This is a genomic window from Mycobacterium tilburgii (assembly GCF_902168065.1).
Lineage (GTDB): Bacteria > Actinomycetota > Actinomycetes > Mycobacteriales > Mycobacteriaceae > Mycobacterium > Mycobacterium tilburgii.
Window position 1 is genome coordinate 16,013 of sequence record NZ_LR655715.1, and the last position, 15,626, is coordinate 31,638.

General features: G+C 66.6%; 12 protein-coding genes, 1 pseudogene and 1 riboswitch. Of the genes and pseudogenes, 6 read left to right on the forward strand and 7 right to left on the reverse strand.

Annotated features, from left to right (window positions below):
- The first annotated feature begins 48 nt into the window (after window positions 1–48).
- From FQ389_RS11405 to FQ389_RS20015, 6 genes are all read left to right on the forward strand, one after another.
- The gene (locus tag FQ389_RS11405) at window positions 49–1,413 is read left to right on the forward strand and encodes a hemolysin family protein (protein WP_144207715.1); all 1,365 of its coding nucleotides are present in this window, start codon (window positions 49–51) and stop codon (window positions 1,411–1,413) included.
- Entirely contained in the window at window positions 1,410–2,450 is a 1,041-nt protein-coding gene (locus tag FQ389_RS11410; RefSeq protein ID WP_144207717.1) for a hemolysin family protein, read from the forward strand. The genes FQ389_RS11405 and FQ389_RS11410 overlap by 4 nt, the downstream gene beginning before the upstream one ends.
- A gap of 295 nt (window positions 2,451–2,745) precedes the next feature.
- On the forward strand, window positions 2,746–4,941 hold the full coding sequence (locus FQ389_RS11415) for a malate synthase G (protein ID WP_144207719.1): 2,196 nt from the start codon (window positions 2,746–2,748) through the stop codon (window positions 4,939–4,941).
- Window positions 4,942–5,004: 63 nt separating this feature from the next.
- Window positions 5,005–7,122 (forward strand): substrate-binding domain-containing protein, encoded by a 2,118-nt coding sequence (locus FQ389_RS11420; protein ID WP_144207721.1) that lies wholly within the window; start codon window positions 5,005–5,007, stop codon window positions 7,120–7,122.
- Between the two features lie 354 nt (window positions 7,123–7,476).
- Entirely contained in the window at window positions 7,477–7,662 is a 186-nt protein-coding gene (locus FQ389_RS22455) for an alpha/beta fold hydrolase (protein ID WP_407662854.1), read from the forward strand.
- A 171-nt stretch (window positions 7,663–7,833) separates the two neighbouring features.
- Window positions 7,834–7,965 (forward strand): hypothetical protein, encoded by a 132-nt coding sequence (locus FQ389_RS20015; RefSeq protein ID WP_260860691.1) that lies wholly within the window; start codon window positions 7,834–7,836, stop codon window positions 7,963–7,965.
- Between the two features lie 416 nt (window positions 7,966–8,381).
- Here FQ389_RS20015 and gcvP read toward each other — a convergent pair whose 3' ends face one another.
- The 7 genes and pseudogenes from gcvP to FQ389_RS11460 all read right to left on the reverse strand — a co-directional run bounded on the left by gcvP (window position 8,382) and on the right by FQ389_RS11460 (window position 15,610).
- Window positions 8,382–11,219 (reverse strand): aminomethyl-transferring glycine dehydrogenase, encoded by a 2,838-nt coding sequence (gene gcvP / locus FQ389_RS11430; RefSeq protein WP_144207723.1) that lies wholly within the window; start codon window positions 11,217–11,219, stop codon window positions 8,382–8,384.
- Between the two features lie 157 nt (window positions 11,220–11,376).
- A riboswitch (glycine riboswitch) is annotated at window positions 11,377–11,474 on the reverse strand.
- Between the two features lie 41 nt (window positions 11,475–11,515).
- Window positions 11,516–12,148 (reverse strand): MerR family transcriptional regulator, encoded by a 633-nt coding sequence (locus tag FQ389_RS11435; protein WP_144207725.1) that lies wholly within the window; start codon window positions 12,146–12,148, stop codon window positions 11,516–11,518.
- A 277-nt stretch (window positions 12,149–12,425) separates the two neighbouring features.
- Entirely contained in the window at window positions 12,426–12,920 is a 495-nt protein-coding gene (locus FQ389_RS11440; RefSeq protein ID WP_144207760.1) for a bifunctional nuclease family protein, read from the reverse strand.
- Between the two features lie 117 nt (window positions 12,921–13,037).
- Window positions 13,038–13,790, reverse strand: coding sequence for a transcriptional regulator FtsR (gene ftsR, locus FQ389_RS11445; protein WP_144207728.1), 753 nt, complete (start codon window positions 13,788–13,790; stop codon window positions 13,038–13,040).
- Window positions 13,790–14,263, reverse strand: coding sequence for a glycogen accumulation regulator GarA (gene garA, locus FQ389_RS11450; RefSeq protein ID WP_407662855.1), 474 nt, complete (start codon window positions 14,261–14,263; stop codon window positions 13,790–13,792). Before garA ends, ftsR begins: the two co-directional genes overlap by 1 nt.
- A gap of 267 nt (window positions 14,264–14,530) precedes the next feature.
- Window positions 14,531–14,929: a glycine cleavage system protein GcvH gene (gene gcvH, locus FQ389_RS11455; protein WP_144207733.1), complete on the reverse strand. Its 399-nt coding sequence runs from the start codon at window positions 14,927–14,929 to the stop codon at window positions 14,531–14,533.
- A gap of 26 nt (window positions 14,930–14,955) precedes the next feature.
- Window positions 14,956–15,610: pseudogene (locus FQ389_RS11460) on the reverse strand (DUF881 domain-containing protein).
- Between the last annotated feature and the right edge of the window lie 16 nt (window positions 15,611–15,626).

Consider the following 15,626-nt stretch of genomic DNA (forward strand, 5'->3'; position numbering starts at 1 on the left):
CCGGCTCGACCCCGGCCGTCCGGCCCGGCGCGATAGCCGAGCCCGTCCATGCACTTCACCGTCATCGTCAGTGTGCTCGCTATCGCGGTGCTCATCTTCGGTAACGCCGTGTTCGTCGCCGCCGAGTTTTCGCTGACCGCGCTGGACCGCAGCACCGTCGAGGCCTACGCCCACAAGGGTAGCTGGCGCGATAGCTTCATTCAGCGCGCCCAGCACCGGCTGTCGTTCCAACTTTCGGGCGCTCAGCTGGGCATGTCGATCACCACGCTGGTGACGGGTTACTTGACCGAGCCCATGGTCGGCGATCTGCCGCACCCGTGGCTGGACGCGCTCGGCCTGCCGGACCCGATGGCCGACGGCATCACCTCGTTCGTCGTGATCGTGATCGTGACTTCGGTGTCGATGGTGTTCGGCGAGCTGGTGCCGAAGTACCTCGCCGTGGCGCGGCCGTTGTCGGCCGGCCGGGCCGTGGCGGGTTTTCAGCTGTTCTTCTCGCTGTTGCTGACCCCCGTCATCCGGCTAACGAACGGCGGGGCGAACTGGCTGGTGCGCAAGCTGGGTATCGAACCGGCCGAGGAACTGCGGTCGGCCCGCTCGCCGCAGGAATTGGTGTCGCTGGTACGCAGCTCGGCGCGCCGCGGCGCCCTCGATCCGGCCACCGCGGCGCTGGTGCGGAGGTCGCTGCAATTCGGTAGCCGCACCGCGGAAGAACTCATGACGCCACGGTCGAAGATCGTGGCGCTGCAGACTGACGAGACCGTCGCCGATCTGGTTGCCGCCGCCGAATCCGGCTTCTCCCGCTTTCCTCTCGTCGACGGGGACCTCGACGAGACGGTCGGCATCGTGCACGTCAAGCAGATCTTCCGGGTGCCACGCGAGGAGCGTGCCCAGACGCTGCTGACCACACTGGTGCAGCCGGTTCCGGTGGTGCCGTCGACGCTGGACGGCGACGCGGTGATGGCCGAGATCCGTGGCAATCCGCTGCAGACCGCGATGGTCGTCGACGAGTACGGCGGCACGGCGGGCATCGTCACCGTCGAGGACCTGATCGAGGAGATCGTCGGCGATGTCCGCGACGAACACGACGACGCCACACCCGACGTCGTGGCGGTGGGCAGCGGCTGGCGGGTCTCGGGCCTGCTGCGCATCGACGAGGTGGCGTCGGCCATTGGGTTTCGCGCTCCGGAGGGGCCCTATGAGACGATCGGCGGCCTGGTGCTGCGCGAGCTCGGCCACATCCCGACCATCGGTGAAACGGTCGAACTGCCCGCGCTGGACGGGGATAGCTTGTTGGACAACGACATTCACTGGCGTGCCGTGGTGGTGGCAATGGATGGCCGCCGCATCGACGTGGTCGAGCTGACCGAACTGACCAGCCACCGCGAGACGGCGGCGAAGCAGGGCCGGCAATGAGCGACACCCTCGGCGTGCTACTGGCGATCCTGCTGATCGGGATGAACGCCTTCTTCGTCGGCGCCGAATTCTCACTGATCTCGGCCCGACGCGACCGCCTCGAAGCACTGGCCGAACAGGGCAAGAAACGAGCGGTGACGGTGATCCGCGCCGGTGAGCAGCTGGCCTCGATGCTGGCCGGCTCGCAGTTGGGGGTGACCGTCGCCTCGCTGCTGCTGGGGCGGATCGGGGAGTCGACCGTGGCCAGCCTGCTGCGCTCGGCGTTCGGGCTGACCACGATGCCCGCGGCGGTGCTGGAGACGCTGTCGTTCGTGCTCGCTCTGGCGGTGGTGGTGACCCTGCACGTGCTGCTGGGCGAGATGGTGCCGAAGAACATCGCGCTGGCCGGACCGGAGCGCACGGCGATGCTGCTGGTGCCGCCGTATCTGACCTACGCGCGCCTCGCCCGGCCGCTGATCGTCTTCTACAACAAATGCGCGAACGCGGTACTGCGCCTGCTGCGGGTGGAACCCAAAGATGAACTCGACATCACCGTCTCGCCGGCCGAGCTCAGCGCGATGATCGCCGAATCGGTGTCCGAGGGTCTGCTGGACCAGGAGGAACACACCCGCTTGACGCGGGCCTTGCAGATCGGCAGTCGGGTCGTCGGCGATGTGGCCGTACCGCTCGCCGACATCCGGGCGGTACCGGTGGCCGCGCCCGGCTCCGGGCCGACGATCGGCGCCGTCGAGAGCGCGTTGGCCGAGACGGGTTACTCCCGCTTCCCCGTCGCCGCCGCCGACGGGCGGTTCATCGGCTATCTGCACATCAAGGACATGCTGCCGCTCGGCGACGATCCGCAGACCGTCATCGATCTCACATTGGTGCGCCCGCTGCCGCGGGTGGCCACCTCATTGCCGCTGGCCGACTCCCTGTCCCGGATGCGCCGCACCAACAGCCACCTGGCGCTGGTCACCGACGGCCTGCGCGTGGTGGCGATGGTCGCGATGGAAGACCTGGTGGAGGAGCTAGTCGGCAGCATGCGCGACGCCCAGTGAGGGCAGCCGCCGGACGCTACCGGAGTGGCCCTGGTGCAGCCCGTATGATTGAACGGCGCCGGTCCAGGACTGGGCGAGGTGCCAGCGTGCGGCGGCGGAACAGTTGCGTTACCAGGCGGCGCTCCGCCGGCCCATCGGGAAACCCGCCAAGCGCGTCGTGACCTGCTGTTGCGGGTTGAACGGATGCGATCGTTCAGGCCCGTCGGTCGGTAAGCTGACGAGGTAGCTAGATAGGGCTAGTTGAGGTCTGTCGGGAGTCGAGTGGGAACCAATGAGGCAACTATGGAGGAGAAAGATGACTGACCGCGTGTCGGCGTGGAATTTGCGAGTTGCCCGGGTGCTCTACGACTTCGTCAACAAGGAGGCCCTACCCGGCACCGGTATCGACCCGGACAGCTTCTGGGCCGGCGTGGACAAGGTCGTCACCGATCTCACCCCGCAGAACCAGGCCTTGCTGACCACCCGCGACGACCTGCAGGCGCAGATCGACAAATGGCACCGGCAGCGTGTGATCGAGCCGCTCGACCCGGAGGCCTACCGCCAGTTCCTCGGTGACATCGGGTATCTGCTGCCCGAACCCGAAGACTTCACGATCACCACCTCCGGCGTCGACGACGAAATCACCACGACCGCGGGTCCGCAGCTGGTGGTGCCCGTGCTCAACGCGCGGTTCGCGCTCAATGCCGCCAATGCCCGATGGGGCTCCCTCTACGACGCGGTGTACGGCACCGATGTCATCCCGGAGGACGACGGCGCCGAGAAGGGCACCAGTTACAACAGGGTCCGCGGCGACAAGGTCATCGCTTACGCACGCAACTTCCTCGACCAGGCGGTGCCGCTGGCGTCGGGCTCGTGGACGGACGTGACCGGCCTGAGCATCGCCGACGGACGGCTGCAGATCGCGCTCAGCGCGGAGTCCACCGAACTGGCCAGCCCGGAGAAATTCGTCGGATACAGCGGCGAGCTGGGCTCCCCCAGCTGGTCGGTGTTGCTGGTGAACCACGGGTTGCACCTCGAGATCCTGATCGACCCGGATTCGCCGGTCGGCAAAACCGACGCGGCCGGCATCAAGGACGTAGTCCTGGAAGCCGCGGTCACCACGATCATGGACTTCGAGGACTCTGTGGCCGCCGTCGACGCCGACGACAAGGTGCTGGGCTACCGCAACTGGCTGGGCCTGAACAAGGGCGACCTGGCCGAAGAGGTCACCAAGGACGGCACGACGTTCACCCGGGTGCTCAACCAGGACCGCACCTACGCCACCCCGGACGGCGGCGAGCTGACCCTGCCGGGCCGCAGCCTGCTGTTCGTGCGCAACGTCGGGCATTTGATGACCAACGACGCGATCATCGTCGGCGAAGGCGACGGCGAGCACGAGGTGTTCGAGGGTATCATGGACGCGCTTTTCACTGGGCTGTGCGCCATCCACGGGCTGAAGTCGGGCGACACCAACGGCCCGCTGATCAACAGCCGCACCGGCTCCATCTACATCGTGAAGCCGAAGATGCACGGCCCCGACGAGGTGGCGTTCACCTGTGAGTTGTTCAGCCGTGTCGAGGACGTGCTGGGCTTGCCGCAGGGCACCATGAAGGTCGGTATCATGGACGAGGAGCGCCGCACTTCGGTGAATCTCAAGGCGTGCATCAAGGCCGCCGCCGACCGGGTCGTCTTCATCAACACCGGCTTCCTGGACCGCACCGGCGACGAGATCCACACCTCGATGGAGGCCGGGCCAATGATTCGCAAGGGTGCGATGAAGAACACCACCTGGATCAAGGCCTACGAGGACGCCAACGTCGACATTGGTTTGGCCGCCGGCTTCTCCGGTAAGGCCCAGATCGGCAAGGGTATGTGGGCGATGACCGAGCTGATGGCCGATATGGTCGAGCAGAAGATCGGCCAGCCCAAGACCGGCGCCACCACCGCGTGGGTGCCCTCCCCGACCGCCGCCACGCTGCACGCGATGCACTACCACCAGGTCGACGTGTTCGCCGTACAGAAGGAGCTCGCGGGCAAGAAGCGGGCGACCATCGACGAACTGCTTACGATCCCTCTGGCCAAGGAACTCGCCTGGGCTCCCGAGGAGATCCGCGAGGAGGTCGACAACAACTGTCAGTCGATCCTGGGCTACGTGGTGCGCTGGATCGACGCCGGTGTCGGCTGCTCGAAGGTGCCGGACATCCACAACGTCGCGCTGATGGAGGACCGCGCCACGCTGCGCATCTCCAGCCAGCTGCTGGCCAACTGGCTGCGGCACGGCATCATCACCAGCAAGGATGTCCGAGCCAGCCTGGAGCGGATGGCCCCGCTGGTCGACGCGCAGAACGCCGGTGACCGCGCGTACCGGCCGATGGCGCCCAACTTCGACGACAGTATCGCGTTCCTAGCCGCCCAGGAACTGATTCTGACCGGCGGGCAGCAGCCCAGCGGTTACACCGAGCCGATCCTGCATCGGCGCCGGCGTGAGCTCACGGCACGTGCCGGTGTCTGATTCGGGCGCGATGCTCCCAGCCAAGAACGATGACGAGCCGACGGAAGGTTAGTGGGCGCTGGCATGGGTAGGCACAGCATGCCCGACCGCGGGAAGTCGCCCGACGAGCCGTCCGACGAGTCCGACACCGCCCGCTTCACCGCCCGCGACCTGGTCTCTCGCTACCGGGAGGAACGCGACAACCCGCGCGGCTTCGCCGAGCCTGACCCCGGCTCGGATGACAACGACTACGCGGAGGGCTTCGGCGACGACGAGTACGGCGCCGAGGACGGGGACGACTTCCCCGCCGACGAGGAGTTCGGCGAGAGGAGTTCCGCCGCCGACCGCTATGGCGCCGTCGAGGACCCGGACGCGTGGTTCGCGGATGACGCGGACTACCCCGAATTCCCGCACCGTTCGGACACCGCGCCGTCCGAGCCGCGTCCGGGCCCGGCCCAGGCGGGCCGTCGCGTCCTCGGCGAGTGGCGGGGTGGCCACCGTAGTGCCAGCGGCCGCCGCGGTGTCAGCATCGGCGTGATCGTGGCCCTGGTCGCGGTCATCGTTGTCATGGGCACGATCATCCTCTGGCGGTTCTTCGGCGACGCGTTGTCGAATCGCTCGCGTACGGCCGCGGCACGTTGCGTGGGAGGCAAGGAGGACGTCGCCGTCATCGTCGACCCGTCGATGACCGACCAGGTGCAGCAATTCGCCGAAAGCTACAACTCCACCGCCGGCCCCGTCGGCGACCACTGCATGGTGGTGAACGTTAAACCCGCCGGTTCCGACGCGGTCATCAACGGCTTCATCGGCAAATGGCCCGCGGAGCTGGGAGCCAAGCCGGCGCTGTGGATCCCGGGGAGTTCGGTGTCGGCCGCGCGATTGACCGCGGCGGCGGGCCAGAAGACCATCAGCGACAACCGTTCGCTGGTGACATCCCCCGTGGTGCTGGCGATCCGTCCCGAACTTCAGTCCGCGCTGACTGATCAGGACTGGGGTGCGCTGCCCGGCCTGCAAACCAACCCGAACGCGTTGGCCGGATTGAAGTTGCCCGGTTGGGGCGCGTTGCGGCTGGCGATACCGACGAGTGGCAACGGTGACGCCGCCTACCTGGCGGGCGAAGCGGTGGCGGCGGCGTCAGTGCCGCCCGGCGCCCCGGTCACCCAGGGCACCACCGCGCTGCGGGCGCTGACCAACGCTCAACCCAAACTGGCCGACAATACGCTGACCGAGGCGATGAACGCGCTGTTGAAGCCCGGCGATGTGGCGACCGCGCCGGTGCACGCCGTAATCAGTACCGAGCAGCAGCTGTTTCAGCGTGGTCAGTCGCTGCCCGATGCTGACAAGACCTTGACTTCCTGGCTGCCGCAAGGGCCCGCGCCGGTCGCGGACTACCCGACCGTCCTGCTCAGCGGTTCGTGGCTGACCCCGGAACAGGCCTCGGCGGCGAGCGAGTTCGCCCACTTCATCCGCAAGCCCGAGCAACTCGCGAAGCTGGCCAAGGCCGGTTTCCGGGTCAACGGCGTCAAGCCGCCGAGTAGTCCGGTGACGAGCTTCGCGCCCGTGGCCGCCACGCTGTCCGTGGGTGACGACACCGTGCGCGCCACCCTGGCCGACGCGATGTCCGCGCCGTCCAGCGGCGTGGCCGCGACGATCATGCTGGATCAGTCGCTGCCCGGGAAGTCGCGATTGGCCAACGTGATCGCGGCGCTGCAGGACCGGATCAAGGCGCTGCCGCCGACCGCGATCGTGGGGCTGTGGACGTTCGACGGCCACGAAGGCCGCTCCGAGGTGACGGCCGGCGCACTGACCGACCCGGTCAACGGCCAGCCGCGGTCGGCCGCCCTGGTGGCCGCGCTCGACAAGCAGTACTCGTCGGCCGGCGGTGCGGTGTCGTTCACCACGTTGCGCCTGATCTACCAGGATATGCAGACGAATTACCGCGCCGGGCAGAGCAATTCGATCCTGGTGGTCACCTCCGGGCCGCACACGGACCAGACCCTGGATGGGCAGGGGCTGCAGAACTTCATCCGCACCAACGCCGACCCGACCAAACCGATCGCGGTCAACGTCGTCGACTTGGGTGCCGACCCGGACCGGGCGACCTGGGAAGCGGTCGCCCAACTCAGCGGCGGCGGTTACCAGAATGTGGCCACCTTGGCTTCGCCCGACCTGGCGACCGCGATCAGCACGTTTTTGAGCTGATGCCGCGAGCCTGACAGGCACCGCGCAGGGGTGCGCTCCGCTCAGGAATGACTCGACCTGTTCCGCCGGCCGCGTGCGGCAGACAACACGGGAAGTCTTCGCCGATCCGTTTTGCGGAGGCACGGCCAATGATCTTGATGCCACGTATCGTCGGGACTGCGGTAGTCCGGCAGCAACGCCGCAATACCGATCGCGGACGCCAACCCTACGTGAGGACAACGAATTGTAATGCGAGAGTATCCATTTCAGGGCATGCGCACGCGAACGACCTAGTCGATCGACGTCAACGGGCGACGCACTCGGCTGCTCATCGACGGTCGAGCTGAGCAACCGCCGTTCCTATTACTGCACGGTATCGGTCGCAGCCTCGAGGACTGGGAGCCGCAAGTCGGCAGCTTATGCCGGGCCGGTTATCGCGTGCTCGCCCCAGACCTACCCGGATCGGGTTTCCGACCGCCTGCCGGCCGTCACTTTGTCCGGTTCGAAGAGCGGTGCTGGAGACCCTTGATGCAGTGGGAGAAACCCGGCTCCTGCACGTGATGGGCCACTCGATGGGCGGTGCGGTCGCGCTGCAGCTGTTGGCGCTGCAGCCGACCGGGTGGCCACCTTGAATCTGGTGGGCAGCGCCGGGTTCCATCCGATCCTGCGGTTGGCGGCCACCCCGGTCGTGGGTGCCCTGCGACCCGGCACGTCAGCCGGGCCGGTGCCCAGATGCACGAACGGCGGCTCTACGTCGACCGGTCGTTGGTCACCGACGAGCGGATCGACCGGGCGCTGACGCTCGCGCGACAGTCCGGGACGGCCGCGGTCCTGCACGAGACCGCGCTGGGGTGTCAGCATTAGAGGTGTCCGGCCCCAATGGCGAAATGAGTTGCTGCGCAGCGTCTCCCGCCATGTTCGCCCCACGCTCATCGGCTGGGGCGACCACGACCGCATCCGGCCCGTACACCACGTCAGGGCGGCGCAGCGCTGTTTCCCGCACGCTCGGGTGCACCTGTTTCACAGGGTCGGGCATCTACCGCAAGTGTAGGCGGCCCAGGAATTCACGGAACTGACGTTGGATTTCCTGCGGTCTGAACCCGCCGTGTGCGCCTAGTCGGCACCGTATCGCGACCGGAGAGGATGATTTTACGGGCATGCTCGACGGTGGGGTCGCCTTCATCACGCGCGCGAATGTCGTGGCCGTCGAGCTGCGTGCCCAGATCGACTTCACCACGAAATCGCCTAAGCAGCAGGCAGTTTGACCTACCGCGGTGCGGCTAGGCGAACGCCTCCACCGGCGGGCACGAGCACATCAGGTTGCGGTCGCCGTAGGCTCCGTCAATACGGCGCACCGGCGGCCACACCTTCGGCCGGAAGGCCTTGCCCAGCGGGTACGCGGCCTCTTCCCGCGTGTACGGGTGATTCCAATCGGCAACCAGCAGGCATTCGGCCGTGTGCGGCGCGCCGCGCAGCGGGTTGTCATCAACGGGCCAGCGTCCGGCCGCCACCTTGTCGATCTCGGCGCGGATGGCGATCATCGCGTCGCAGAACGCGTTGACCTCGTTCAGGTCTTCGCTCTCAGTCGGCTCCACCATCAACGTGCCCGCCACCGGGAAGCTCATGGTCGAAGCATGGAAGCCGTAGTCCGACAACCGTTTTGCCACATCGTCGACGGTTACGCCGGTCGCCTTGGTGATACCACGCAGATCCAGGATGCATTCGTGGGCGACCATGCCGTTCGCGCCTGTGTAGAGCACCGGGAAGTATTCGTCGAGACGACGCGCGATGTAGTTGGCCGAAGCGATCGCGGTGAGTGAGGCCGCCCGCAGTCCGTCGCCGCCCATCATCCTGATGTAGGCCCAGCTGATCGGCAGGATCGATGCGGAGCCGTACGGCGCCGACGAGACCGGCTGTCCGCCGGGAAGTTCGGGCGCGTACGGGTGCCCCGGCAGGAACGGGGCAAGATGCGACCGTGCGGCGACGGGACCCACTCCGGGCCCGCCACCGCCGTGCGGGATGCAGAAGGTCTTGTGCAGGTTCAAATGGCTCACGTCGCCACCGAACTTGCCCGGCCGCGCCAGACCCACCAGCGCGTTGAGGTTGGCGCCGTCGACGTACACCTGGCCGCCCGCATCGTGAACGGCCGCGCAGATCTCGGCGATGTCCTGCTCGTACACCCCGTGCGTGGACGGGTAGGTGATCATCAGCGCGGAGAGCCGGTCGGCGTGCTCGGCGACCTTGGCCCGCAAGTCGTCGAGATCGACGTCGCCGTTGTCGTGGCAGCCCACCACGACCACCCGCATCCCCGCCAGGGCGGCCGAAGCCGCATTGGTGCCGTGCGCGCTGGACGGGATCAGGCAGATGTCGCGGTGCGGCTCGCCCCGGCTGACGTGGTAGGCGTGGATCGCCAACAAGCCCGCGTACTCCCCTTGCGAGCCCGCGTTCGGTTGCAGCGACACCGCGTCATAGCCTGTGATCGCCACCAGCCAGGCCTGAAGGTCGCTGATCAGGCGGCGCAGTCCCGGAGTGTCGTCGGCGGGGGCGAACGGATGCAGCCGCGAGAACTCCGGCCAGGTGATCGGCTCCATCTCCGCGGCGGCGTTGAGTTTCATAGTGCACGATCCGAGCGGAATCATGCTGCGGTCCAACGCGATGTCCTTGTCCGCCAAGGTGCGCAGATAGCGCATCATTGCCGTCTCGGTGCGGTACTGCGTAAAAGTCGGGTGGGTGAGGAACTCCGTGGTGCGCGTCGCGATATCGGAGTGTGCGGGCTCGGCGGCCGACACCCCGAAGGCGTCCAGGACCTCTTCCACGTGGATGTCGGTGGTGCGTTCATCGCACGCCACCGACACATGGTCCTTGTCGACACGCCAGAGGTTGATGCCCTTGGCCTTGGCCTTGGCCACCACCTCGTCCGCGCATCCGGGCACGTGCGCCAGCACGGTGTCGAAGTAGGTGTCGTGCACCAGCGCGTCGCCTAGCGCCGCCGCGATGGTGCGGGCATGCTGATGCACCCTGCGTGCGATGGCCCGGAGCCCATCGGCGCCGTGGTAGCTCGCGTACATCGCAGTCATCACCGCCAGGAGCACCTGCGCGGTACAGATGTTGCTGGTTGCCTTGTCGCGGCGGATGTGTTGTTCGCGGGTCTGCAGCGCCAGCCGATAGGCTGGTGAACCGTCGCTGTCGACGGAGACACCGACCAGCCTGCCCGGCAACTGACGCGCGTGTTTGGCGTGCACCGCCAGGTAACCGGCGTGCGGACCACCGAATCCCATTGGAACACCGAATCTCTGGGAGCTACCGAAGGCGGCGTCGGCGCCGATCTCGCCGGGCGGGGCGACCAACGTGCAGGCCAACAGGTCAGCGCCGATCGCGACCAGTGCGCCACGCTCATGCGCCTCGCCCACCAGCCCGGACCAGTCGGTGATCCGGCCGCTGGCACCGGGCAACTGGGCGATCACGCCGAAGAAGTTGCCCTCGGGGAGACCCTTGCGCAGATCAGCGGTGACGATCTCGATGCCCAGCGGTTCGGCGCGGGTCGCCAGGACCGCGGCGGTCTGCGCGAAGAGGTCGACGTCGGCGACCAGCCGGTTGGCGCCCGCACCGGCGCGACGCGCTACCGACCGGTGCATCAGCGTCATCGCCTCCGCCGCGGCGGTGCCCTCGTCCAGCATCGAGGCGTTGGCAATCTCGAGCCCGGTCAGATCGGTGATCATGGTCTGGAAATTCAGCAGGGCTTCCAGCCGGCCCTGGCTGATCTCCGGCTGGTAGGGCGTGTACGCAGTGTACCACGCCGGGTTCTCTAGGATGTTGCGCAGCAACACCGGCGGGGTGAACGTGTCGTAGTAACCCTGACCGATCATCGACACGGCCACGGTGTTGATGTCGGCCAGTGCGCGCAGCTCGGCGAGCGCGTCGGCCTCGGTGGCCGCCGGCGGCAGCGAAGCCAGACCCGGGGCGACCCCGGTGTCGGAGAGTTTGTCCAAAATCCGCTGCGGAACCGCCTTGCCTGCCAGCTCGTCGAGCGAGCCGACACCGATCACGTCCAGCATTGTTGAGACGGCGGCCGCATCCGGTCCGATGTGTCGAACGGAGAAAGGTCCTTGGGAAGGCATCGGGACTCCTGATAGTAGGCAGAGGGACTAATTGGCCCTCCCCCTCTGTCCCCACCCAGTCATCGAGCGCCTGAGAGATTCGGCGCGCAGTCCCCCGTGCGCCTTTCCCCATCGGCGGGTGGACCATCACGGTCGCACCGCTTTCCAGAGGCATCCTTACCGGCGCGCGGTCCTGGTGCCTGAGAGGTTGTCGGAGAGGTATTGCTCCTTCGGCATCCGTGACTGGCAGCCACGAAACTCTCCCGCGCGGGCTCAATGCGGAGTCGAGTTTACCCTCCAGTAACCCGAAAACGGGCTTATCCGATTTTGCGGTCGCGATGTTTGCGCCGGGAAGCCAGCTCGTCCTCCGGGGCTGCGATCGACTCCCCGCCGTCGGCGCGCTCACCTGGGAAATCGGTGATTACGCCGGTCAGCTCGCGCATGGCGCCGGACACCGCGATGCCGAACACACCCTGCCCGCCCTGCAGCAGGTCGACCACTTCTTCGGCCGACGTGCACTCGTAGACGGTGGTGCCATCCGAGAACAGCGTGATGTTGGCCAGATCTTCGACCCCGCGCTGGCGCAGATGGTCGACCGCGACCCTGATGTTATGCAGCGAGATGCCGGTGTCCAGCAGCCGCTTGACGATCTTGAGAACCAGAATGTCCTTGAAGGAATACAGGCGCTGGCTGCCCGACCCCGCCGCGCTGCGGATCGACGGCACCACCAGCGAGGTGCGGGCCCAGTAGTCCAGCTGGCGGTAGGTGATCCCGGCGATCTGACACGCACTGGGACCCCGGTAGCCGACCAACTCGTCGGGCACCGAGTCGTCAGGAAACAGCCCCGGCTGCACGGGTCCGCTGGCCACGGCGATGCTCAGCTCACCTGGGTTCGCGGCATCCGACTGGCCGGCAAGATCCAGCTGTTCTTGACATTGCTGGTCGCTCACAGTGGTTCCTCTCGCCGATCGCGCTCTTGTCACTAGCTGCGTCCATTGGCTGCCTGCACAGCCACGTTGGCTAAGGCCCAAGTGCTAGAGAGCTTACGCTGTTCGATCACTACCGTGCCTTAACTTGCTCTCAAAGTATGGCCGCCGCAACGGCGAGGGGCCCGCTATCCGACAGGCGTGTCGAGATCACAGTGTCAGGTGAGACGCATCCGTGATATCGGGGTCCAGCTTAACGCCCGATCGCCAGCCCGCTGACCCGCAGTTTTCGCACCGCGGCTCAGGTGGCCTTGAAATCGTCGGGAGACACGCTGTCGAGAAACTCTTTGAACTTCTCCACCTCGTCCTCGCGCACGGCGCTGCTGGATTCCTCGTCGCTCTCGTCCGGAATCAGCAGACCCGCCTGGGCCAGCACCGCTTCCTCGACGTAGATGGGGACGCCCACGCGCAGTGCGATCGCCACCGAATCCGACGGACGCGCCGACACGGTGATGTTGCGGTCAAACACCAGGTCGGCGTAGAAGGTGCCTTCCTGCAGATCGACGATCCGCACTTCCTTCAGCGAATGTCCAAGCGCCGCAATGAGATCACGGATGAGATCGTGGGTCAGCGGCCGGGGCGGTTCGACGCCTTGCTGTTCGAGCGCGATCGCAGCAGCCTCAGACTGCCCGATCCAAATCGGCAGGTAACGGTCACCATTGGCCTCACGCAGCAACAGCACCGGCTGGTTTTGCGGCTGCTCGACGCGAATGCCGACAACACGTACTTCACCCATTTGTGTCTGCCCTCCGCATATGCCGCCGTATCCGACTTTCACTCAGAGCGACGACCCGGTGGTACACCGCTCCTCTCCGTGCCGCCGAACACCAAGCTGTTCAACGAAGTCTAGTCCTCAGCGTCGCAGAACGTCGCGAACGGCCGACTTGATCAACGACGTGTGCAAGGTAATTGCCAGCGCGGCGATCTCACGTGCCAGATCGTCGGCGCGATCCCGGGCACCGGCCTTGTCCGCCTTGATCAACGGTCCGGCGATCTGCGCGATCAGATCGGATTGCCGGTCGGCCGCCGACCGGAACGCCCGCAAATGCCGCGGTTCGACGCCGTAATCGGACAGAGCCCGGGCGCATTGCAGGATCACCACGGTGTGCTCGTCGAAGAAGCCGGCCGTGCCGCGGCTGATCACCCCGGCTTTGAGCAGGGCGGTGAGGAGGTCGTCGTCGACCCCCGAGCGTTCCAGCACCTCTTCGCGACTCAGCCGGACGCGGGTGGGTGCGACGGCGGCGGCATCGGGGGCGGTGGCGTGGCCGGTGGAGAGGTCGCTGTCGGTCACCGACACCAATCGTGGTACGCCGTAAGGCGATCCGAACGGTGGCAACTCACCATCGGGCTGGGCGTCCAGCTGCGCCCGGATCACCTTCAGTGGCAGGTAGTGGTCGCGCTGCGCGGTGAGGATGAAACGCAACCGCGCGCAGTCGTACGCGGTGAATCTGCGGTATCCCGACGCGGCGCGCTGGGGCGTCACCAGACCTTCGGCTTCCAAGAAGCGGATCTTAGAAATCGTGACATCAGGGAAATCCGGTCTCAGTAGGTCCAAGACCGCCCCAATCGACATCCCGGCCAGGGCCGGGCTATCGGGTGCGCTCACTAGCCGCCAGATCCTCCATTGTCGTCACCCTTGGGGCCGGTCAAAAACACCAGCCGGAACTTGCCGATCTGTACCTCGTCACCGTTGGCCAGCACTGCCGAGTCCACTGGCTCGCGGTTAACGTAGGTGCCGTTGAGGCTACCCACATCGACGACGTGGAAGTCGTTGTTTTCCAACCTGAATTCGGCGTGGCGCCGGCTAACCGTGACGTCGTCCAGGAAGACGTCGCTGTCCGGATGCCGGCCGGCCGAGGTGATGGGCTGGTCAAGGAGGAAGCGCGACCCCGCATTGGGGCCCCGTTTGACGACCAGCAACGCCGAGCCGGCTGGGAGCCCTTCGACCCCAGAGACCGTGCTCTCGGCGCCCGACTGGGCGGGCGCGTCCAGTTCGTTGAGGAAGTCGGCGCGGAAGACCGAGGTCGTTTCCACGGTGACTTCTTCCGAATTCTGGTCTTGCGAACTTCCTGAGTCCATGTCCGTCACCCGCTGCTCCTCACTGGCCGCTGTGGCGTTGTCTGACCGGGCCGTTCGGCCGGCTTTCCCACGCTAGGTTGTCGACCCTGTATTGCCGATTGCTGCCTTGTTACGCTGTTGTGTTGACCGTACCGCGCGGGGGTTCCGAATGCGGCAACCACCGGCAGGATCGAAAACCGATTGGTCGGCCGGCCCCCGTTGCCCCGCGTGCCGCGCCGTGGCAAATGCTGCAGCCACCGGCAGTGCTGGCAGGCACATTAGCAACCGTCACTCGGTCAGCGTGCCGCGGTAGGCGTCAGCATCCAGCAGAGCCGAAATCGCCGATGCCAGGTCCTCGCCGTCGGCGACCTGGACGTCGACCAGCCAGCCATCCCCGTACGGGTCGGAGTTGACCAACTGCGGGCTGTCCTCCAGCTCGCCGTTGACGGCGGTCACCGTGCCGGTCACCGGCGCGTACAGGTCCGACACGGATTTCGTCGACTCGACCTCGCCGAAAGATTCGCCCGCGGTCACCTGAGCGCCCACCTCGGGCAGCTGCACGAACACGACGTCGCCCAGTGCCGATTGCGCAAAGTCGGTGATCCCGACCCGCACGGTATCGTCACCGCTCCGGCGCACCCACTCGTGTTCGGCGGTGTAGTGCAAATCGGCCGGGATATCGCTCACAGTAATCCTGTTCTGGTCGGTGTGGCTCACTTGACGGGCTGAGCGTATTGGTGCGGTTTTGGTTGTCGCAAGGTGCGGACGTTCACGCGGTCGCTCTGTGGGCGGATCGCCAATCGCCAGAATCGAATACGGCGACGACAGGGTCTTGGTGTCGAGGGTCAGCGAGCCCGGCGACCCGACCACTCAGGTGTCGACACCGACTCGCACGGACTGGCCGCCGCCGTTGACCTCGATCGCCTTGGCGCCGGCGGCCCGCAGATCGTTGATCACGTCGAGCATCACCTCGGGTGATATCCCGGGGCCGGGGTCTTCGATGGTGATGCCGGGGCCGGTGGCGCCCACCGCGCCGACCAGAATGGACAGCGCGGCCAGCCTCGCCTGCGCGCTCTTGATCGCGGCCTGGTCGTTATTGCCGGACGCCTGCAGCGAATTCAGGGTGTTCTACAGTCCATTGACTTCACTGTTTAGGGTGGCCTCGCACTGACGCAGCGAGTCCAGCAGCACCAGCAGGTCCGCCGGGCGGGCCGTGTCCAGTGAGTCACCCGATCGCGTCTGGCCAACCTGGATGACGATAGCGATCCCCAGGACGCGGCACAACAGGACCGCCAGCGCGCCGAACATCAGCCGCGACCGGCCGCCGCGCAGCAGGCCGGACAATCCGGTGCGGCCCTCCGTGCCGATCTACGGTCGCGGGTTG